Below are 19,736 nucleotides of genomic sequence, written 5' to 3' on the forward strand. Positions count from 1 at the left end.
CCGAAAATCAAACGACGGTCCCTTTTGGCTACATCTCCTCACTTGCCCGCGGCCGATTGAATCCCTATCTTCGGGCCATGCTAGTCCCGACACCGATACTCAAGCATCTGGGTGGGGCGGATCCGACGCTCGGACGCGTCATTCGGAAGATCGGTCCCCTGGATATTACGCCGCAGCCGGGCGGGTTCGACCGACTGGCACGGTCGATCATGCATCAGTCGCTGGGCCTCCGGGCCGCGTCGACGATTATCGAGCGGGTGGTGACGCGCGCCGGCGGGCCGCCGCTCACGCCCGAGCGGGTCGCGACGCTCCGGGAGCGCGACCTGATCACCTGCGGTCTCTCGCGTCCCAAAATCCGCTACCTTCGGGGCCTCGCGGCGGCCGTCGCCTCCGGCGAACTGCGCCTCGCCCGGCTGGCGCGCCTGTCTGATGAGGCGGTGATGGAGGAACTCACGAAAGTCTGCGGCATCGGCCAGTGGACGGCCGAGATGTACCTCATCTTCGTGCTTAGCCGCCACGACGTCTTCCCGGTGCTGGACGCGGGCATCCGGGCCGCCGTGGGCGCAATCTACAAGATCCCTCCGGAGCGTTTCCGGGCAGAGGCGCCGCTTATTGCCGAGCGCTGGCGACCCTATCGTTCCATCGCCTGCCGCTATCTGTGGGAGTGGCTGGACAGCCGGTCGAAATGACTTCGGGCTGCCGGCCGCCGGCCATAAGAAAAAGCGGGCGATGGGAATCGAACCCACATATCAAGCTTGGGAAGCTTGCATTCTACCACTGAATTACGCCCGCCTTGGAACCGTTCAGCCGGTCGCTTCGGCCTGAAGGCGATCTAATCTATGCCGGCCGCGCCGGGTTGTCAACTCCCTTGCCGACATAAATCGGGGGGAGCGGGCCGTTACTGGCGGATCGTGATCCGGCGCAGGCTGGCCCGGATCTCCGGCGTGTACCAAATCTCCACGAATCGTTTGATAGTGGCTTCCTCGCGGGCGACGATGAGGTCGATGACCGGTCGGCGGAGCATCGACTTGGCCTGTGCAAAAGCGTCGGGACTGATCTCCCCGAGGCGGGCCGCCTCGCCGAATGCGACCGCCTCGAACTCGCTGGCGGCGCTGCGGTTGCCGACCGACGGCCCCGGGCGTTCGGGCGCGGCGGCGAGATCGACAAGACCGATCGCACGCGCCTCCTCCGCGGTGTACATGCGGCCGCCGAAGAGAACCTCCTCGGCATGGCGCGAGCCGATCCAGTACCGCATGAGTTCCACGGCGGTCTGGAAGACGGTGGACCCGAACGTCAACTCGTTGAGCGAGATGCGGGGTTTTCCAGTCGCCATGACGCGACGGTCGCAGGCGGTGGCCAGAATGCAGCCGCCGGCGATCGCGTGGCCGTTGATCGCCGCCACCAGCGGCTTGGGAAAGAGAAACAGACCGCGGCAGAGGTCAGTGAAGTTGCGGAGAAAGGCGGCGAAGTCATCGGGCGGAAGATCATACAGCTCGGGAACGTCGAGCCCGAACGAGAAAAACGAACCGCGGCCGGTCAGAATGACCGAGCGGATGGCCGGGTCGGCCTCGAGGTCGCGGAAGGCCGCCCGAAGGCGGTCGACGAGATCGCCGTTGACCGCGTTCACCTTGCCGCGCTGGAGAGTGACCACCGCCAGGGAGCCGGAGGTAGTGATGTCTACGGTGTCCATACTTTCAATTACGCTAGCGGGGGGCGGTGGGGCAAGCAGTTCCGGCGTAGAGTTCCGGTTGGGACGGCACTCAGGATGCCGGGCTCCTCGCCCGCCCTCGGCCGGCCTGGATTCCCATCGGCGGGGGCCGGCGGGGGCCCGGAAGGCGGATCTCCCCCGGCCGAGCGCCGCTCCAATAGTCCCGCGGTGCATTATCTTCGGTCTATACACTCTATTTTGACGCGGCTACGGAAACTCCCGTACCCTTCGCCCGTATCCCGCATGGGAATCGTATTGGAAGAGGATTTGACATGGGCCGGAACGCTTTCGCATGGCTCGCCTGCGCAGTCATCGGCCTCGGCGCCCCGGGCACGAACGCCGACTGGAGCTCAGTTACCGGTTTCGACGGACTGGAAGTCACCGATTTGTTTGTGTCCCGCGACACCCTGTATGTCGCCACTCCCGGCGCTGTCCACATCCACCCGGCCGGATCGGCTGCGTGGTCGCCGACCGCCCCGCTCGGCGAGGGCATCGAGATCTCGCAGGTCATCAAGGTCGGGGGGCGCCTCTTTGCCGGAACGTACGGCCACGGCGTCTACGAATCGGTCAACAACGGGCAGACCTGGCAACCCCGCAGCGCGGGGCTGAGCGGCCTGGGATCGCTGGCCATCATGGCCTTCGCTGTCCGCGGCGACAGCCTGTACGCGGGGACGGGCGGCGCCGCGGTTTGGGTGTTCAACCTGAACGGAGGGGGCGCCTGGCAGACGTTCCGCGACGGTTTGGGGTTCACCGTCTCCTGGGACTCCTACTCGCTGCATGCGTGGGGACGCTGGCTGCTGCTCGGCGCCGGTCAGAACGCCTACATCCACCGCAACCCCGCCGGTTCCGGTCTGTGGACCGGCGTCGAGTACACCCCCTTCAGCGCGGGCGGCGAGGCGATGTGGGCATTGGCCGACCACGACGGCGCACTCTACGGAGCGGCCTCCGGCGGGCTATTCGTGAGCCCCGACAGCGGCCTGACCTGGACGCCGTTTTTCGGCCCGTGGCGCCCGTCCGATCACGGCGCGGTCGCGGCGACCGACCGCGCGGTCATCGGAATCCTCAGCTTCCTCTCCCACGGCACCTACGTGTATCTCCGCGAGGGGGACTCCTGGACGCAGATCGAACACCTCGCGGGGGTAGCGGTCCACGATGCAGTCGTATTCGACAACCGGGTGTATCTCGCCCACTTCGCCGGGCTGCTGTACCAGCCGCTTGCTCCCACCACGGTCCCCGAGCCAGCGCCTCGGCCGGGCGGTTTCGCGCTGCATCAGAATTTCCCCAATCCGTTCAATCCGGCCACGGTTATTGCCTATGACCTGCCGTCTGCCGCCGACGTCAACCTGAGCATCTACGACCTCCTCGGCCGGCACGTGGCGACCCTGGTTGATTCCCGCCGGCCGGCCGGACATCACCGGGTGGTGTGGCAGACCGCAGATCCATCCGGCACCCGCCTGCCCTCGGGGGTCTACTTGTATCGGCTTGTGGCCGATGATCGCCGGATCACACGCAAGATGCTGCTGCTCAAGTGAGCTGACTCCCGCTCCCTCCCCTCTCGCCCGGGATCAGGCGAGCCGTGCGATGGCCCGACGGGATCTCGTCATCGGGGCCGCCTTTCGATCCCATGCGAATTTGCGGACTGCCGGCCGGCTACTTTCGCGGCCTGCGGGGGCGCGGCCATGTCACTTCGTAAAGGCCCAGCCGACCTTTCCACGGGAACGGTTTGATCCGCCGCGGATTTTCGAGGATCCAGGCGAACTGCCCCGGGGACCATGGGCACATGGCGGCCTTGGCATCGGAGCGCCGGAAGGGGCGGCAATCGACGAGGTCAACGATGCCGAGGGCATGCCCGGCAGGGCCTTGGTTTGTCGGGCGGGCGCTCGAAACGATCAGGAGCCGACCGCGGTGTTTGGTGGTCCAGGTGTGGACCTCGATGGTCTTGAGGCCGGCAATAATGTTCACGGCGTGCGGGTTCCTGATACTGATCGTTCTGATGGTAGCCATCGGGTATTCCCTTGTGTCAAGTGACGGATGAAAGGCCCACAAGAATCCTGACCCGACCGGTTCCGTTGACGGCAAGAACGTCAGGGCCGCCAGGGTCCTGACCTAAACGATCCCGGAGACAGACCAACTCCAAACGGCGGGCCGCCTTTATGGGGTTGCATGCCCGTGGCTACTCCTTCGGGTAACCGATCGTCTGGGCCAGGAGGGGACGCTGGTCGGCCGACAGCGACAGGGTTTTGGCAAGTCGCTCGCTGTCTATAGAGGCGCGCACGACTGCGGCCAGGCCCGCCGAGGCGCAGTACAGGTAGGCGTTCTCGCACATGAAGGCGGCATCGGCATAGGCCATGTTCTCGCGCCGGAGGCGTTCGCCCTCGTCTTTAGGGGGATCCCCCATGCGAGTGAAGTTGGCGACATAGACCAAATTGACCGCGGCATCCTTGACGAACGGCTGCATACCCGTTTGAGCGCGGATGTCGCCGGCGAGAACCGGCTGGAGCGAGTGGTCTTTCGGCTCGTAGCGGTAAGCGGCGTCAGGCAGGGCGACATAGATGTCGATCTCCTGCCAGTTCATGGCCGACGGAGCGGTGCGTTTGCCCGATTCGGGGCGGTTGATGCCGCCCGCCGCCCAGAGGAGATCGGACAGAACCGCCGGCGGGAGCGAATCCGGGCTGAACTCGCGGGTCGACCGACGGTTCTTGATCGCCTCCATGAGCGGTTTGCCGCCGCTGGTGTCGGGCGGGGGGAGCGTGATCGGGGCAAGGTCCTGCGCCATGACCGAGGAACTGAGAATCAGGGCAGGGATGATGGTCTTGTGTATGCGCTTCATAAGAACCTCCAGGTTGAACTGTTCGCGCCGGGAATATACGAGACCGCCGGAAGAAGGGCAAGGCACCGGCGGCACTTTCTCCGCGATCGCGAGCCGTTGTGTCGGGCGCTCCGCCCTACTCCGCACGGCGCTGCAGGTCGGTGAGGAGGCGGCCGAGGAGTTGGGCGATGCGCGTGAAGCGGGCGGTCCTCTCCCCTGTGCGCTCATCCATATAGAGCCGCCGGTTGATCTCGATCATGATGCTCCGCACCCGCGTATCCGCCCGATAGTAGCCCGCAGGGACGAGCGCTCCGGCGAAGGGACGGTTGAGCGCCACCGAGAAACCGCTCGACTCCAGTGCGGCGACCAGGTGCGCCGTGAGAGCATACGGCGTATGGAAACTGTCCGTGCCGATGCAGATGTCGGGGCGGTCCGGGCTTTGGTCCTCCTCGTAAGGCAGCGGCCGCGAGGGAAAACTGTGGCAATCAATGATCAGGCAGCGTCCGAGGTGCGCCAGTTCCAGGCCGACAAGCTCGGTGAGCCGGCGATGGTGAGGATGGTAGTAAGCGGCCAGCAACTGCTCGCGCTGGGCGGCGGTGGGCGCAGTACGCAGCGGGCGGCCATCGGCCGTTCTCACATACACGACCCCCATCCCCTTCCCCGCCATCGGCTCCCGCGAGTCATCGATAAACCGCTCCGGGTCGACCACGAGGCGGCTCACCGGGAAAATCACCGGCGTGGCCGGGCGAACGCCGAGCGTGAAGAGAGTATCGGTGTGAGCATCGGTGAGAGCCAAAAGCTCGGCCCGGAGCTCGTCATCGGACAACAGCAGCGCCGCCCGCAGGTGAGCGGGAATGCGGTCCGAGGAGTGCGGGATATGGAGCAACATCGCAGCCTCAGGGATAGATGGTAATCGGAGTGCCAACCGGGACCACGCGCCAGAACTCGGCCATCTCCGGATTCGTGATCGCAATGCATCCGTTGGTCCAATCCACATACGAGTAGAGGCGCCCGAAGAAGGCATGACCGGGCGCAGCGCCGTGGATCATGATGTCCCCGCCGGGCATGCAGCCGAGCGAGTCCGCCATCCGGCGATCGCGCGGCTCCGGGTAGGAGATGTGGTAGGACAGGAAGAAACGGCTCTTCGGGTTCCGATAATCGAGCGTGTATCCGCCCTCCGGGGTCCGGCCGTCCCCCTCGCAGCGCTTCGGCCCTGCGGGGCAGCGGCCGAGCGCAATCCGATACTCCCGCAAGCTCCGTCCACCTTTCATCAGCCGCATGACCCGCTCGTCTTTGCGGACTTCTACCCTGTCGATCACTGTTCCCTCGGGCAGCGGGTCGAAGGGGCGGTTCGCCCAATACCAGATCCCGGCACACGCCAGAATGCAGACTCCCGCGGCGATTATGGTCTTTGTCATCATGGCTGTCGCGGGTTGCCTCCGGATCCGGGGCGAAAGGTGCGGTCGTTCGTATCCGACATCCCCACGGCCCGGCCCATCACTCCCGACTGCACGGTCCCAAACCGCCGCATGCGGAGGCGCGGGCAAAATGCAGGCCGCTTGGAGCGCGATCGAAGAACGCCCCGCCTGCTCCGACGCCGTCTGCCTCCGAGACGGCGGCGGCGGGGAACATCCGCCTGAGATGGTAAATCGAATCGATAACGTCCAGCACGCGCCGCTTCTCCCCCGGCGGCGCCGTCGGCCAGAGATCGTTGGTCTGGTTGCGATCGGCGGCGTCGAACCAGCGCGGACCCTCGATATCGGAATAGACAAACCGCCGGTCTCGCCGGAAAATGCCGAACCCCTCATGCTCCCACTGCCGGATATCGTTGGTATTGAGAGCGACCGTATTGCGCTCCGGCGGAAGCGGCGCAAAGAGCGACGCGCCGTTCAGGCGGGCGCGCAGGCCGGCGTTGGCCGAGTCGCAATTCGCCCCGATCGCGGCGAGGATGGTCGGGAGAATGTCGAGATTGGCGACCACCCGCCCCTCGTTCTCGCGCAGCGCGGCAAGGCGGTCGGGGTGGTCGGTCAGCCACGCCGCCGGGACATAGACGAGAAACGGGATATTCATGATTTCATCGTAGAAATTATAGAGCCGGTGCACCTGGGAGTGAATCAGGCTGTCGGTGTCGCCGTGGTCCGCGGTGATGATGATGAACGTGCTGTCCAGCAGGTGATGGCTTGCGAGCGACTCGCAGAGAAGCCGGATAGCGCGATCGAGCACGGCCGCGCTGTTGCAGTAGCGGGAGGAATAGGCCGGAGTCAGATCGGGCAGAAGGTCGCTGGCGGTCTGGCCGGGAGTGTGCAGGGCGTTGGAATTGTACACCGCGCAGAACGGCCGCCGGGCGGGGTTGGCCAGCACGCTGTCGCAGAAAAGCTGCATGGCGGCGATTTCATCGATCCCGGTGTCGTTGATGAGCGGCCGACCGGTCTGGTCCCCGCCGAGATAGAGGTCGGGACCGGGGGACCGGAAGAAGTCATCGAGGTTGGCCCAGCTGAATTGCTGCGCGCTCACGAAGGCCGTGCGGTAGCCGGCCGCGGCCGCCCAGTCCCAGACCAGGGGCATCGTGTGCAGCGTGCCGCTCTGCTCCCAGGGGGCGACGCCGGAGAGGATCGAGGGCACGCTGATGTCGGTGGCGCCGGAGTTGGTGAAGGCGGTCGGGAAGACGAAGAAGCGGCCGGACTCTCGCCGCGTCCACTCGCGAAGGAAGGGCATCGGGCAGACCGCCGAGTCGGCGGTCGGAAACGCCCGCTTGCCGAACGATTCGTTGATCAGCAGGATGACGTTGCAGGAGGAGGCGTTCCTGATCGGGGCGACCGGGAGACGCTCGGAGCGGTAGAGACCGTTGTGGACCACCGATCTCAGGCGTTTGGCCGCGACCGCACAGGAGGTGTCGATCGGCAGCTTGCGCCCCCGGGCGAAATAGATGATTTGGTTGAGGCCGACAAAATAGACGGCGACCACGACAACCAGCAGCGGCAGGTGAAGACGCAGCGAGCGCACCGGCCGCGGGCGGGCGCGCGGAACCCACACCCATAAGATCAACCCCCACAGGACGAGGAAGCCGAGGCTGTTCACGTTGAACAAATACGTACGGAGGAAGGCGGCGAAGTAAGAGGGGTTGGAGACGATAAAGCGGAGCATCGACTGCGAGATGTACTCGCCGAACTGCTCGAAAACGAAATAGGTTGCGACGAGCAGGAAAGCGAGCACAAAAGAGACCAGGAACGTCCAGGCGATGCGCAGGGCGCGGGGCAGCAGGCGATACACGAGGTCGAGCGCATAGAAAAAGCCGAGGCTCATGGCGAGGCCGGCGGCGTAGACCGCAAGGTCGAATGTCCACACCGGGCGGCGGAGGAGCGAAATGACAATGTCGGCTGCCACGAAAAGCACAAACAGCCGGAGCCAGTGCGGGAAACGGATCATGCCGGGTAGGGTAAGGAATAGGGGGCCGGGAGGCAAGCGGCGTTCAGGAGGAGTATCGCAGGATAGTGAGCGGAAGGCGGCTGCGAATGCTCGGTTACCGGAGGGTGAGCGCCGGGACGGCGACCGGGTAACTCCGGTGGCCCATCATTTATGGTGGGGGCCTCTCTATTACACGTCGACGCCGTCAATGTCAAGCAAAACGCCCGGCCAGCCGGCGTACCAGCGGCCACTTGACCATGGCCAGTCCTCCGGTTGCGCCACCAGACCGGCTCTCACCGGATTTGCATGGCAGTAGTTGATCTCCTCCCTCACTTCTTCCGGCGGACGGCAATTCCGATCGTAGCACCAGCGCCGCCAAAGAGCGGCATGGCCATCTGAACGGAAGCGGCGCCGGTTCTGGGAAAGTTGTCCCAGCACCACCCGGACAGTACGAGCTTTGAATCGGCCGATAAGACCGCCTACGTCACACTTCTCCGGCGGGAGGATAACAAGGTGCATATGATCGGGCATCAGCACCCATGCCAGGAGACGAATGCGATGTTGCACCCGGAGGGCTTTCAGTTCGGGGAGGATCAAATTGCGCATGCCGGCCGATTTGAAATGAGGGTAGTGGCGAAAGCAGGAGAAGGTGAGAAAACGGGCGACGCCTAAATCGTCATAGTGTCGGAGGCGCGGCATGAGTGGAAGATGAGCGGCCTTCCAGGTGAGGTCAATCACATTTCAAAAAGAGAAACCCACCATAGATGGTGGGCCACGTGTCCGGCGGGCAGTGATGCTGGTTTCACTTCTTGAATCGTATGGCTACGAAGCGGTTCTGTTTCTCTTTGGTTGTCCCAAAACCACTGAAAGCAGAATAGCTCATATGGGAATCTGAATCCTGCGAGAGCAGGACGATAGCATCAGCATCCCACTGACAAGCCTTTTTCTGCGCCTCGGCTATTTGCCGCTCGTGCGACACGCTAAAAAACTCGGAATTGCTTTCTTGTGCAGATATGATCACACCAAGTTCCTCAAAGGTCCCAGCTTGTGGCATATTAGCCAGTACGCGAATGTATTCGTAATTGGCCGGGTCGCTGCACCACTCCCCGTCACGCTCGACAATCCAGCTTGAACTTGGATAGGCTGCCATCTTGACAGGTGCAGCACAGGCGCTGATGAGGCACGAGACCGCGATCACGACTGTAATCAAGCTCTTCATTGCTGATCCTCCCGTCGACTCTTCCTGACCATTTCTCAGATCTTCTGTCGAATGTCCTGCTTGAAGTTATCCGACTCTCACCGGTGGTCCACGATCTATGGTACGAGCGTCCTTGGCTGCACCTCCCCGCCGTCTGTTTCAGGAGATATGTGCGACCCGAGCAGCGTGGCCCCCGAACTGGCTAATCGGCCTGCCCGCGCGGGACGCCCCACCGAGCTTCAGCAATCGCGCTGCATTAGATAATACCCCGGCTGCCGCGCCGGGGCAATCACATTTTGGGAGGGGGAGAAAGGGGTAACCCACAGCTCTATACGCCCAGCTTCTTCAGTGTTTCCGGAATCTCCGAAAACGTGCGGCAGGGGTGGGCGCCGTGGTCGGCGAGCAACTCGAGCTTCTCTTTCGCGGTGCCCATGGTCCCCTCAACGATGGCGCCGGCGTGGCCCATGCGTTTGCCGGGGGGCGCATACACACCGCCGATCATGACCAGCACCGGGGTGCGCATATCGGGGATCACGCGGGCGGCGCGTTCTTCGTAGACGCCGCCGATTTCGCCGCACATGACAACCGCTTTGGTCGCCGGGTCGCTCTCGAATTTGAGCAGGATTTCATCGAAAGTCGAGCCCAGCACCGGGTCGCCGCCGAGGCCCACGCAGGTGGTCTCGCCGTAACCGGTGCGGCTGAGCGTATCGGCGACATAGTAGGTGATCGAGCCGGAGCGGGAGACGGTGCCGACGCGCCCGCGGGTGAAGGCGATGTCGGGCATGATGCCGAGGTTGGCCTGGCCGGGGGTGATGATGCCGGCGGTGTTGCCGCCGATGACGGTGGCGCCGTGCGCGACCGCCTCCCGGCGCACGTGGAGCATGTCATGAATAGGAATGTGCTCGGGGATCACGACGAGGAACTTGAGGCCGGCGCGGATGGATTCGATCGCCGCTTCTTTCACAAACTGCGCCGGCAGAAAAATGACCGAGGTGTCGGCGCCGGTGGCGGCGACGCACTCGGCGACGGTGTCGAAGACGGGGAGGCCGGCGGCCGTCTGGCCGCCTTTGCCGGGGGTGACGCCGCCGACGATGTTGGTGCCGTAGGCGATCATGCGTTCTGTATGGAACAGGCCCGCGCCGCCGGTAATCCCCTGGACGAGGACGCGGGAGTTCTTGTCAACGAGGATGGACATCAGCGGGCTCCTTTGCGACGGGACGGGTGGAGAGGGCGGATCGCGCGGTTTCGGCGAAAGATGTCAGGACCACAAGGGGCCTGACCTACAGGAGGAGACGGAGTCCGGGAGACCGGAGTGTGGTGGTGCTGCCGGAACGCAGGTCGGCCAAGAGAATCCGGCCGGCGTGTCGGCCTTTGCCCGGCCATCGATCCTGCTCCTCTCAGCGCTGCTCGCACGCGCAAGGCGCCGCGCCCGGCTGCGGCCTCTCCCCTGCTCATGAGGCCGTCCCCCTGGCCAATTCGACCGCACGGCGGGAGATTTCCTCGATGGGAGTCTCGATGCCGTGGATCTCGATGCGCGCAAAAAGCTCGGGCGACTGAGTGCGGGCCTCCTCGAACAGGCGGACGCCCTCCTGCCACATGTTGCCGGTCATGCGCATCACCATCGGTTTGGAGAGGCCGTGCTCGCGCAGGAATTTGATGACCCCTTTCGCGAAATCATCGCAGCGGGAGATGCCGCCGAAGCGCGCGGCGAAAATGGCTTTGACGTTGGGGTTTTCATCGAGCAGGACGAGCATGTTGGCGAGGCGCTCGGGAGTGGGGCCGCCGCCGGAGTCCATGAAGTTGGCGGGGCGGCCGCCGTAGTAGTGGATGAAATCGTTGCCCATGATGCCGAAACCGGCGCCGCCGGGGAACATGCCGATGTCGCCGTCGAGGTCGAGGTACGGGATGCCCCATTCGGCCGCCCGGCGCTCGCGCGGCGTCATCTCCCCCTCCTCGTGCCGGTGGGCGATGCCCAGGGCCTGCAGTTCGGGGTGCCGGAACAGGGCGTCGTCATCGAGCGACACGCGCGCGTCGGCGGCGATGAGTTTGTTGTCGGCGGTGAGCACCAGCGGGTTGATCTCGACGAGCTTGGCGTCACAGCGGCGGAAGAGCCGGTAGAGATTCACAATGATCGGAGCCGCGCTTTTGAGGAGATCCGAGGGGAGGCCGATCTGTTTGGCAATCGCGAGGGCATCGAACCCGTAGAACTCCTCGTCGATGCGGAGGTGGTGGCGCACGATTTTCTCCGGGTTTCGGACGGCGGTCTCCTCGATATCGACCCCCCCTTCGCCGGAAGCGATGACGACGACGGTGTAATTGGCCCGGTCGATGGTCACTCCGAGGTACAGCTCACGCGCAATGTCCAGCCGGGGTTCGACCAGAACGGCGGCGACCTCGTAGCCGCGGATTTTCACGGCGAGGAGGTCGGCGGCGATGTGCTGCGCCTCTTCGGGGGTGGCGGCGAGTTTGACGCCGCCGGCTTTGCCCCGCCCGCCGGTGAGCACCTGGGCTTTGACCACCACCGGGCCGAGTTCCAGAGCGGCAGCGCGCGCCTCCTCCGGTGTACGGCAGACGCGGCGGGGGGCGGTGGGGATACCGATTTTCTCGAACAGTTGTTTACCTTCGTGTTCATAGAGGCGCATGGTCAGGGTCCTTAGTAAAGGGGCGCGCAGGGGCCGATGTTCGCGTTATTTGCGGGATAATGTAGGGAGTCGGGAGCGGGAGGTCAAGGGGTGTCGATTTCTGGGTTGGGAAATGGGGCGGAGGGGGTTTATTGAGGGCAGGCGGAGGTATTCTGATGAGACGATTCGTTCTGTGGGTTCTTCCGGTAGTAATGTGGGTGGGGAGTTCGGTCAAGGCGGCCGAGGCGCAGGTTGAGCTGACGCGGGTACTGGAGTCCGGAGATGGTATCACCGCGGTGCTGCCAATTACCGGGGCAAACGGAGAGTTGCGGGCGCTCGCGTATGTCAAGGACAAGCTGGTGCTTTATGATGACCTGTCGGCGACGAGTCTTGATACGGTCGCCATTCGCGGGCAGTGGGTCGGCCGCGTGTTGTGTCGGAGCGGTGGGGACACGACGCGGATATATGCGGTGTCGAGCGTTTGGTACGAGGGAGGCAGCCTTCCGCTGCTGACTCGAGTTGATTACGTCAACGGAGAGGTGGGGAGGGACACGTTGTACCTGTTCGACGCCGACGATTTCTGGGGACCGTGGGGGGATATGTACCCGACGGTGCTATACCTTGATCTGGACAGCGCGAGTTTCGGCGCGGGCGGCCCGATCGCCAGTTACACGTTTGACCGGTACCAGTACATCATGACACTGGGGTATTGGACCTGGTACGAGTCGAAGTCATGGTGGGTGTCATGGGACATGGGCGAGGTGATCTCCTACCGTCACGGCCTGCGAGTACAGCCGGGCGATTTGCGGAGCGATGGGTCGGCGGCATTCGCGACAACCCTACCATATGACAGGTCCCACGCAGATGAGCCGGGCGATTACTATCACTACAGCGGGACGGAAGTGTACTTCTCGGATGTCTTCGGGCTGCAAACAAGCGGCGGGGGAAGCCGAGATTTGTGGGTGGATGATTTCGTGCCCGATGTTCCCGGTGACGAAATTCTGTACTATGGCGTGAATCAGGAGTTCACCGGGGCGTTCGAGGGGCTGCGCACATTTTTGGGCTGCTACAGTATCCACGACAGCACACTCAGCCTGATGTGGCTTGATACAACGCTCGGATACACGCCGGTTGACGTTTTCCCCTCGGGGCGCAAGATAATCGGTACACGCGTCACGGCGACGACGCGGTATGATGTGTTTATAGAGTACGCAACGGGCGAGGTATTGGGGGAGGTCGATCTGGGACGGAAGACAGAGACTCAGGACTTCTTCTACACCGGAGGTGGAGCAGAACTGCATGCAACGGGACGTCTGGGGGATTCGGTGTACGTCTACTCTTTCGACGTGGCGACCGGCGTATCTGATGAGCCCGACAATGGGACGAAACCCGCGGGATTTGTGCTCCATCAGAACTATCCGAATCCGTTCAATGGCGAGACGGCGATTCAACTGGAGCTTTCCGCCACGAACAACGTCACGGCCACAATCTACAATCTTATCGGCCAGCGGGTGCGGCTCGTCACCAATGAAACGCTGCGACCAGGAACGCATCGGCTATCGTGGGACGGAACTACCGACGGCGGACAGGACGTGGCGAGCGGAGTGTACCTACTGAAGGTTCAAGTCGGGGCGGCATCGCGCGCAATTCGGATGCTCTACCTCAAGTAGAGCTGCTACGACCCTACCTGATCCGGCACTATCGAGATGAACCGGCTGAATCCGGTTGCCGGGCAAGCGTGTCTGCAGTCAGGTCGAGGCGGAACTCGACCGCGCCGTTGTGGAAATCGATGAGCCGCTTGGGCTGGTTGCGGGCGGCCGGATCGACGCACTGGCGCGGCGCGCCGGTACGGTTGGGAAAGGCGCCGGCGGCGGAATCGGGGGGGTTGCCCGAGTAATCGATCACGCGGCGCGAGAGAATCAGGGTGTTGCCGGACCGGTCGGAGAGCGTGTTGTCGCCGCAGTTCTCCCAGAAAAAGTAGATCGGGACTATGCCGTCGTCGGTTTCCAGCAGGTGCTCGTTGGACACGACCAGGCGGAGGAGCGAGGCCTCGCCCTCCACCGTGTAGCACCGGGGCTGGGTGCTGTCGGGGATGAACTGGGCGAGGGCGACGGCGTTCCAGACGAGGCGGGGGTAATTCTCGCGGCCGGGCGTCTCGAGCGGGCGCGCGGTGAAGTACTCCCAGCGGCAGGTGTCGTAGAGAGCGCCGGGAAGGACCTCGACAATCTGCACGCGGCGGTCGTCGACGGCGATCTTGAAAGCGTAGCCCGCGATCGGAAAGCCGTGGGCGGTCAGTGTCACCTCAAGGGTATCGCGCAGCCGCATGTCGGCCACGCGCACCTGCTCGATCGCAACCTGCAGCGAGGTCGGGAAGACCGGGGCAGGCTCGGCCGGGGGAGCCGGCGCCGGAGGCGGCGCCGGGAGTGGATCGGCGTTCAGTGAATCCTCCGGCCCGCCGGCGGCGGTGCCGGCCAGCAACAGGAGCGCGACTTTCAGCAGCCATGTCATGGCGTGAAGATACGCTGCGGCGGGTGGAAAGCACAGCGTTATTTGGCCTACCGCAGCAAGAGCATCTTCCGCGCGCGACTTTCGTCCCCGACGGTCAGGCGGCAGAGATAGATGCCGGAGGCGGCCGGCGAGCCGGCCCGGTCACAGCCATCCCACGAGACCGCCACCGCGTCCCCGTCGGCCCGGCCGGAAAAATCGCGGACCCGGCGGCCGAGGAGGTCGCGGATCTCCAACCGCCACGCCGCTCCGGGCGGGCACACGAAACCGATAGTGGTGCCGGCGTTGAAGGGATTGGGGTAGTTCTGGTCCAGGCGGAGGCCGGAGGGCAGGAGGGTCGGGACGGCCTCCGGGACGCCGGTAGGCACCTCGAGCGCCAGGCGGGTGGACTCGAAGACCAGTTGCCGCTTCACAGTAGTGTCGCCGACCGCCAGTTGGCCGAAGCAGTCATCGCACAGACCGGCGGTGGTCGGCGGGGGGATCCTCTCGGAGGTGATGTCGGCGCCGGTCGGATCGCGCACGTCCAGGGAGACCAGAAGGTCAGGGTCCCCGGCTTTGACCAGAAGGTTGTCGTCGCAGGCGCCCCAGTAGAACCAGACGGGGGCATACGGTTGCGTTCCCGGCGGCGCAACGGGGCGAAAGATGATGCGGACGAGGACGCTGTCGCGCGGACCGGCGCCGGGGACGTACCCGGCCGGGCGGCGGCCAAGGATCTTGGCGCTCCAGTACGTCGGTCCAAGCGACGGCGCGGTCTCCTGGAACCAGGAAAAGCGCCAGGCCGCCTCCGCGCCGTCCGCGGCAGCGACGCTCTGGCATTGGAGCAGGGTGGAATCGTAGACGATGGCGAGATTGAAGAAGGCCAGCGCCCCCGGCGCGGCGGGCGGCTCACAGGTGACCACGGCGGCCGGCGGGCCGCCGGAGCTGTCGCACGTCTCCGGGACCAGGCGAATAACCGGGTCCGCGTGGGCGGCCCCGAGCAGCACGACAACGGCCAGCAGAGACCGCCCGCGCAGGCAGACTCCGCCCCGATGGTTCCGAGTAACGGCCATGGCTGACATCCCTTTCCCCTCGGGTGCCTGGCAGCGAACAGGATCTGAGCGGTCGCGGGTGTGCTCCGCCTCGGCGCCCGGACCTATAGGTTATAGAATCGGCCCGGCGGGGAACCGCCGGGCCGGCGCTCTGACTTACCCTATTCTTTGACGACGCGGAACACGAGCGGGCCTTTCCAGGCGGGCTCCTGCGTGGCGTCCGGGTTCGGGGTCGCCAACATCCAGTACCCGCCCGGCGGGTAGAACGCGGAATCCACCTGCATGAGGCCGGTTTCGGGCACGATCATTCTGAACGAGAGCACCTTTTGGTACGGATGCGGCTTGTACTCGTTCTGAACGCAGAGGCCGCCGAAACCGAGCAGTTCCGGCATTTCGCCGTTCCAGTCGGACTCGACCGCATAGACGCCGCCGAAATTCCAGACCGACTGATCCTGCCAGCCGTTGAACCCCTTGATATCGCCGGCGGGGTTGAGGCCGTTGCCGCTGTCGGCGACGTGGATCACCCGTTTGACGGAGGAATCCGGCGAGGTCAGGGCGAAGCCGAAAGCGAAACCGGTGAAGAGCGAGTCGTTCTCGATGTAGAAGTCGACGGAGACCGGGAGACCGGCTTTGACGGTCGTGTCATTGAGGACGCCGTCGCCCGAGAGCTTGACTCCGACAGTGCCGGCCGAGCCCAGCCCGGCGCAGAGCAGCACGGCGGCAACCGCGGTCATGAGAATTCGGAACACCATTGGAATCTCCTCAAAAGCTACTGTATCTGAAACAGTTGTGATCTCTTCGCATGATTCTCAACATAGGTCAGCCGCCGGGGCTTGTCAAACGGATTCTCACGGCTGTATGTCTTATACCCGGCCGGGCGAAAATCGTCCGCGCGGGCGGCCAATCTCCCGCGCGCGGTCCGATTGTCTTTTTGTTTGACCGTCCGGGGCGGACGGCTGTATCTTCGCGACAGGAAAGGAGGGCCGATGGCGACAAATCAGATCAGTCGTGTCACCGACACAAAAGTCATCCCCGAGCCGCCGACCATGACCTCGATCGTGCGCAAGTTCTGGATGGCCGTCTCGGGGGTTATTATCCTTACTTTCGTGGTCGGGCACATGCTGGGGAACCTCCAGGTGTTCCTGGGTCCCGACCAGATCAACGCCTACGCGCAGAAGCTCCGGGCGGTTCCGGCGCTCTTGTGGGCGGTCCGGGTGTTCTTTCTCGTCTGGGCGCTGGTGCACGTGGTCGACGGCGCCGTGCTGTGGCTCCGCAACCGCCAGTCGCGGCCGCAGACCTATGTCAAACAGCGGTTCCAGGAGGCGACGCTGGCCTCGCGGACGATGATCTGGACGGGGCTGGCGATCTTCTTCTTCATCGTCTACCACCTTCTCCACTACACGCTGTTTGTGACGAACCCGGAGTATGCCGGTCTGACGCTCCCGGACGGCCATCACAATGTCTATGCGATGCTCGTGCAGGGGTTCCAGAACCCGCTCATCTCGGTTGTGTACATTCTCGCGATCTTCTTCCTCGCCGTGCACCTCACCCACTCCATTTCGAGTTTCTTCCAGACGTTCGGCTGGACGCGCACGGAGCTGCAGCCGATTTTCCGCGGGATCGCCTGGACGGCCGCGGCCATCATCTTCATCGGCTATGTCAGCATCCCGATCGGCGTGCTGACGGGGATCATCGCGCCGATGGCGGAAAGGGGGTTTTGAGGCATGAAGCTTGACAGCAAAGTACCATCGGGGCCGCTGGCCGAGAAGTGGGACAAGCACCAATTCGAGAGCAAGCTGGTCAACCCGGCAAATAAGCGGAAGTTCAGCGTGATCATCGTCGGGTCGGGGCTGGCCGGAGCCAGCGCGGCGGCCACCCTGGGCGAACTGGGGTACAACGTGGCCGTATTCTGCTACCAGGACAGCGCCCGCCGGGCGCACAGCGTGGCGGCCCAGGGAGGCATCAACGCCTCGAAGAACTACCAGAACGACAGCGATTCGGTGTACCGGCTGTTCTACGACACCATCAAGGGCGGGGATTTCCGCTCGCGCGAGGCGAACGTCTACCGGCTGGCCCAGGTGAGCGAAAACATCATCGACCAGTGCGTGGCCCAGGGAGTGCCGTTCGCCCGCGACTACGGCGGCTACCTGGACAACCGGTCGTTCGGCGGGGCGCAGGTGTCGCGGACATTCTACGCGCGCGGCCAGACGGGGCAGCAGCTGCTCATCGGGGCCTACCAGGCGATGATGCGGCAGGTCGGCCGGGGGCAGGTGAAGCTGTACCCGCGGACGGAGATGCTCGACCTCGTGCTGGTCGACGGCCACGCGAAGGGGATCGTGGTGCGGGACATGATCGGCGGCGGGATCTATTCGCACTCGGCCGACGCGGTGGTGCTGGCCACGGGCGGCTACGCGAACGTCTTCCACCTCTCGACCAACGCCAAGGGGTGCAACGTGACGGCGACCTACCGCGCGTACAAGCGCGGGGCCGCGTTCGCCAACCCGTGTTTCACGCAGATTCACCCGACCTGCATCCCGGTGTCGGGAGAGTACCAGTCGAAGCTGACGCTCATGTCGGAGTCGCTGCGCAATGACGGGCGGATCTGGGTCCCCCGGCAGGCCGGCGACAGCCGCGGGCCGAACCAGATCCCGGAGGCGGACCGGGATTATTTCCTGGAGCGGAAGTACCCGAGTTACGGCAATCTCGCGCCACGCGATATTTCCTCGCGATCGGCCAAGGAAGTGTGCGACGAGGGGCGGGGGGTCGGACCGGGCGGCCGGGGCGTGTACCTTGATTTCCGCGATGCCATCAAGCGGCTCGGCAAAGACGTGATTGCAGACCGGTACGGAAACCTGTTCGACATGTACGCGAAGATCACCGGGGAGAATCCGTACGAGTCGCCGATGCGCATCTACCCGGCCTCCCACTACACCATGGGCGGGCTGTGGGTGGACTACAACCTGGAGAGCACGATCCCGGGGCTGTTCGTGATCGGGGAGGCGAACTTCTCGGATCACGGGGCCAACCGGCTGGGCGCGAGCGCGCTCATGCAGGGGCTGGCCGACGGGTATTTCATTCTGCCCGCGACCATTTCCCACTACTTCGCCCGGACCGGGGCGAAGAATATCGGGATCGACCGGCCCGAGTTCCGGGCGGTGGAACAGGAGGCGGCCGACCGGATCAGGAAGCTGCTGGCCATCAAGGGGAAGCGCTCGCCCGACGCGTTCCACCGGGAGATGGGGAAGCTGATGTGGGAGAAGTGCGGCATGGGCCGCAACGCGACCGGCCTGCGCGAAGCGCTGGCCAAGCTCCCCGAGATCCGCGAGGAATTCTGGCGAAACCTGTCGGTGCCAGGGGACGGCGAAGAGCTCAACCAGGCGCTGGAGAAAGCCGGCCGGGTGGCCGATTTTCTGGAGTTCGCCGAAGTCCTGTGCTGGGATGCGCTGACCCGCGAAGAATCGTGCGGGGCGCATTTCCGCGAGGAGCATCAGACGCCCGACGGCGAGGCGCTCCGCAATGACGCGGACTTCGCCCACGTCGCAGCCTGGGAGTACAAGGGCGTCGGCGTCAAACCGGCGCGGCACGTGGAACCGCTCGCGTTTGAGTTCGTCGAGCTGGCGACAAGGAGTTACAAGTAATGAACCTCACACTTTACGTATGGCGCCAGAAGGACGGCCGCTCGAAAGGGCGGATGGAACGCTACGAGGCGAAAAACGTCAACGAGCACATGTCGTTCCTCGAGATGCTCGACGTGGTCAACGAGGAACTGATCGAGAAGGGCGAGGAGCCGATCGCGTTCGACAGCGACTGCCGGGAAGGGATCTGCGGGACGTGCGGGATGATGATCAACGGTATCGCCCACGGACCGCAGCGGGGCACGACCGTGTGCCAGCTCCACATGCGGTTCTTCAAGGACGGCGATCAGATCTACATCGAGCCCTTCCGCTCCCGCGCCTTCCCGATCGTCAAGGACCTCGTGATCGACCGCTCGGCGCTCGACCGGGTGATCGCCGCCGGCGGCTTCGTGTCGGTCAACACGGGCGCGCCGCCCGACGGCAACGCCGTCCCGATCTCGAAGAAGGACGCCGACACGGCTTTCGACGCGGCGGCCTGCATTCAGTGCGGCGCGTGCGTCGCGGCCTGCAAGAACGCCTCGGCGATGCTCTTCGTGGGGGCCAAGGTGTCGCACCTGGCCAACCTGCCGCAGGGCCGGGTCGAGGCGGCCGAGCGCGTGCGCCGGATGGTCTGGCAGATGGACCGCGAGGGGTTCGGCAACTGCACGAATTACTTCGAGTGCTCGGCGGCCTGTCCGAAAGAGATCCCCGTCCGGTTCATTGCGCAGATGAACCGGGAGCTGTACAAGTCCAAGGCGGCCTCCCGGGCCGGCGCGAAAGCGACGGGCGGCGCCGGCTGACCGGCGGTCCGGGCAATACATGCGAGGCAGGTTCCGGCGAACCTGCCT

The 19,736-nt window shown here is 64.5% G+C and carries 19 protein-coding genes and 1 tRNA gene; 6 read left to right on the top strand and 14 right to left on the bottom strand.

The features are described 5' to 3' along the window. The first annotated feature begins 77 nt into the window (after positions 1-77). Positions 78-689, top strand: coding sequence for a DNA-3-methyladenine glycosylase 2 family protein (locus KA261_10995; protein MBP7698325.1), 612 nt, complete (start codon positions 78-80; stop codon positions 687-689). A gap of 32 nt (positions 690-721) precedes the next feature. Here the strand turns inward: KA261_10995 and KA261_11000 are convergent. Both KA261_11000 and KA261_11005 read right to left on the bottom strand, forming a co-directional pair. Continuing rightward, positions 722-792, bottom strand: a tRNA-Gly gene (locus tag KA261_11000). A gap of 106 nt (positions 793-898) precedes the next feature. Next, positions 899-1,690 carry an enoyl-CoA hydratase/isomerase family protein gene (locus tag KA261_11005; protein MBP7698326.1) on the bottom strand — a complete coding sequence of 264 codons (792 nt, stop codon included), beginning with the start codon at positions 1,688-1,690 and terminating at the stop codon, positions 899-901. A 290-nt stretch (positions 1,691-1,980) separates the two neighbouring features. Between KA261_11005 and KA261_11010 the strand changes: the two genes are divergently transcribed. Further along, positions 1,981-3,240, top strand: coding sequence for a T9SS type A sorting domain-containing protein (locus KA261_11010; protein MBP7698327.1), 1,260 nt, complete (start codon positions 1,981-1,983; stop codon positions 3,238-3,240). A 118-nt stretch (positions 3,241-3,358) separates the two neighbouring features. On the opposite strand, the gene KA261_11015 is transcribed toward KA261_11010, so the two are convergent. From KA261_11015 to sucC, 9 genes are all read right to left on the bottom strand, one after another. Further along, entirely contained in the window at positions 3,359-3,712 is a 354-nt protein-coding gene (locus KA261_11015; protein ID MBP7698328.1) for an ASCH domain-containing protein, read from the bottom strand. Between the two features lie 169 nt (positions 3,713-3,881). After that, positions 3,882-4,538 (bottom strand): SagB/ThcOx family dehydrogenase, encoded by a 657-nt coding sequence (locus KA261_11020; GenBank protein ID MBP7698329.1) that lies wholly within the window; start codon positions 4,536-4,538, stop codon positions 3,882-3,884. Positions 4,539-4,653: 115 nt separating this feature from the next. Beyond that, complete coding sequence (locus KA261_11025) at positions 4,654-5,406, bottom strand: N-formylglutamate amidohydrolase (protein ID MBP7698330.1); 753 nt, start codon at positions 5,404-5,406, stop codon at positions 4,654-4,656. A 7-nt stretch (positions 5,407-5,413) separates the two neighbouring features. Then, positions 5,414-5,935: a L,D-transpeptidase family protein gene (locus KA261_11030; protein ID MBP7698331.1), complete on the bottom strand. Its 522-nt coding sequence runs from the start codon at positions 5,933-5,935 to the stop codon at positions 5,414-5,416. A 79-nt stretch (positions 5,936-6,014) separates the two neighbouring features. Continuing rightward, on the bottom strand, positions 6,015-7,943 hold the full coding sequence (locus tag KA261_11035; protein ID MBP7698332.1) for a sulfatase-like hydrolase/transferase: 1,929 nt from the start codon (positions 7,941-7,943) through the stop codon (positions 6,015-6,017). A gap of 168 nt (positions 7,944-8,111) precedes the next feature. Continuing rightward, a complete protein-coding gene (locus tag KA261_11040; GenBank protein MBP7698333.1) occupies positions 8,112-8,660 on the bottom strand; it encodes a transposase in 549 nt (182 codons plus the stop codon). A gap of 64 nt (positions 8,661-8,724) precedes the next feature. Then, on the bottom strand, positions 8,725-9,141 hold the full coding sequence (locus tag KA261_11045) for a hypothetical protein (GenBank protein ID MBP7698334.1): 417 nt from the start codon (positions 9,139-9,141) through the stop codon (positions 8,725-8,727). Between the two features lie 307 nt (positions 9,142-9,448). Continuing rightward, positions 9,449-10,315 (bottom strand): succinate--CoA ligase subunit alpha, encoded by an 867-nt coding sequence (gene sucD, locus KA261_11050; protein ID MBP7698335.1) that lies wholly within the window; start codon positions 10,313-10,315, stop codon positions 9,449-9,451. A 256-nt stretch (positions 10,316-10,571) separates the two neighbouring features. Beyond that, entirely contained in the window at positions 10,572-11,762 is a 1,191-nt protein-coding gene (gene sucC, locus KA261_11055; GenBank protein ID MBP7698336.1) for an ADP-forming succinate--CoA ligase subunit beta, read from the bottom strand. 155 nt (positions 11,763-11,917) lie between these two features. On the opposite strand from sucC, the gene KA261_11060 reads away from it, so the two are divergent. Further along, complete coding sequence (locus KA261_11060) at positions 11,918-13,411, top strand: T9SS type A sorting domain-containing protein (protein ID MBP7698337.1); 1,494 nt, start codon at positions 11,918-11,920, stop codon at positions 13,409-13,411. A gap of 28 nt (positions 13,412-13,439) precedes the next feature. Here KA261_11060 and KA261_11065 read toward each other — a convergent pair whose 3' ends face one another. From KA261_11065 to KA261_11075, 3 genes are all read right to left on the bottom strand, one after another. After that, entirely contained in the window at positions 13,440-14,249 is an 810-nt protein-coding gene (locus tag KA261_11065) for a hypothetical protein (GenBank protein MBP7698338.1), read from the bottom strand. Positions 14,250-14,296: 47 nt separating this feature from the next. Continuing rightward, complete coding sequence (locus KA261_11070) at positions 14,297-15,295, bottom strand: T9SS type A sorting domain-containing protein (GenBank protein ID MBP7698339.1); 999 nt, start codon at positions 15,293-15,295, stop codon at positions 14,297-14,299. Between the two features lie 140 nt (positions 15,296-15,435). Continuing rightward, on the bottom strand, positions 15,436-16,026 hold the full coding sequence (locus tag KA261_11075; GenBank protein ID MBP7698340.1) for a hypothetical protein: 591 nt from the start codon (positions 16,024-16,026) through the stop codon (positions 15,436-15,438). A 234-nt stretch (positions 16,027-16,260) separates the two neighbouring features. Between KA261_11075 and KA261_11080 the strand changes: the two genes are divergently transcribed. From KA261_11080 to KA261_11090, 3 genes are read left to right on the top strand one after another with little or no spacing between them, the layout of a single operon-like run. Continuing rightward, positions 16,261-16,995, top strand: a complete 735-nt coding sequence (locus KA261_11080; protein ID MBP7698341.1) for a succinate dehydrogenase cytochrome b subunit — start codon at positions 16,261-16,263, stop codon at positions 16,993-16,995. A 3-nt stretch (positions 16,996-16,998) separates the two neighbouring features. Next, complete coding sequence (locus KA261_11085) at positions 16,999-18,912, top strand: fumarate reductase/succinate dehydrogenase flavoprotein subunit (GenBank protein ID MBP7698342.1); 1,914 nt, start codon at positions 16,999-17,001, stop codon at positions 18,910-18,912. After that, positions 18,912-19,688 carry a succinate dehydrogenase/fumarate reductase iron-sulfur subunit gene (locus tag KA261_11090; protein ID MBP7698343.1) on the top strand — a complete coding sequence of 259 codons (777 nt, stop codon included), beginning with the start codon at positions 18,912-18,914 and terminating at the stop codon, positions 19,686-19,688. The genes KA261_11085 and KA261_11090 overlap by 1 nt, the downstream gene beginning before the upstream one ends. The last annotated feature ends 48 nt before the right edge of the window (positions 19,689-19,736 follow it).

This window comes from Candidatus Zixiibacteriota bacterium (assembly GCA_017999435.1).
In the GTDB taxonomy this organism is placed as follows: domain Bacteria; phylum Zixibacteria; class MSB-5A5; order GN15; family FEB-12; genus JAGNLV01.

Excerpts from the sequence above, each read along its gene's own strand:
- KA261_10995 (MBP7698325.1), top strand. The coding sequence starts at position 78 with ATGCTAGTCCCGACACCGATACTCAAGCATCTGGGTGGGGCGGATCCG.
- KA261_11005 (MBP7698326.1), bottom strand. The coding sequence starts at position 1,690 with ATGGACACCGTAGACATCACTACCTCCGGCTCCCTGGCGGTGGTCACT.
- KA261_11010 (MBP7698327.1), top strand. The coding sequence starts at position 1,981 with ATGGGCCGGAACGCTTTCGCATGGCTCGCCTGCGCAGTCATCGGCCTC.
- KA261_11015 (MBP7698328.1), bottom strand. The coding sequence starts at position 3,712 with ATGGCTACCATCAGAACGATCAGTATCAGGAACCCGCACGCCGTGAAC.
- KA261_11020 (MBP7698329.1), bottom strand. The coding sequence starts at position 4,538 with ATGAAGCGCATACACAAGACCATCATCCCTGCCCTGATTCTCAGTTCC.
- KA261_11025 (MBP7698330.1), bottom strand. The coding sequence starts at position 5,406 with ATGTTGCTCCATATCCCGCACTCCTCGGACCGCATTCCCGCTCACCTG.
- KA261_11030 (MBP7698331.1), bottom strand. The coding sequence starts at position 5,935 with ATGACAAAGACCATAATCGCCGCGGGAGTCTGCATTCTGGCGTGTGCC.
- KA261_11035 (MBP7698332.1), bottom strand. The coding sequence starts at position 7,943 with ATGATCCGTTTCCCGCACTGGCTCCGGCTGTTTGTGCTTTTCGTGGCA.
- KA261_11045 (MBP7698334.1), bottom strand. The coding sequence starts at position 9,141 with ATGAAGAGCTTGATTACAGTCGTGATCGCGGTCTCGTGCCTCATCAGC.
- sucD (MBP7698335.1), bottom strand. The coding sequence starts at position 10,315 with ATGTCCATCCTCGTTGACAAGAACTCCCGCGTCCTCGTCCAGGGGATT.
- sucC (MBP7698336.1), bottom strand. The coding sequence starts at position 11,762 with ATGCGCCTCTATGAACACGAAGGTAAACAACTGTTCGAGAAAATCGGT.
- KA261_11060 (MBP7698337.1), top strand. The coding sequence starts at position 11,918 with ATGAGACGATTCGTTCTGTGGGTTCTTCCGGTAGTAATGTGGGTGGGG.
- KA261_11065 (MBP7698338.1), bottom strand. The coding sequence starts at position 14,249 with ATGACATGGCTGCTGAAAGTCGCGCTCCTGTTGCTGGCCGGCACCGCC.
- KA261_11070 (MBP7698339.1), bottom strand. The coding sequence starts at position 15,295 with ATGGCCGTTACTCGGAACCATCGGGGCGGAGTCTGCCTGCGCGGGCGG.
- KA261_11075 (MBP7698340.1), bottom strand. The coding sequence starts at position 16,026 with ATGGTGTTCCGAATTCTCATGACCGCGGTTGCCGCCGTGCTGCTCTGC.
- KA261_11080 (MBP7698341.1), top strand. The coding sequence starts at position 16,261 with ATGGCGACAAATCAGATCAGTCGTGTCACCGACACAAAAGTCATCCCC.
- KA261_11085 (MBP7698342.1), top strand. The coding sequence starts at position 16,999 with ATGAAGCTTGACAGCAAAGTACCATCGGGGCCGCTGGCCGAGAAGTGG.
- KA261_11090 (MBP7698343.1), top strand. The coding sequence starts at position 18,912 with ATGAACCTCACACTTTACGTATGGCGCCAGAAGGACGGCCGCTCGAAA.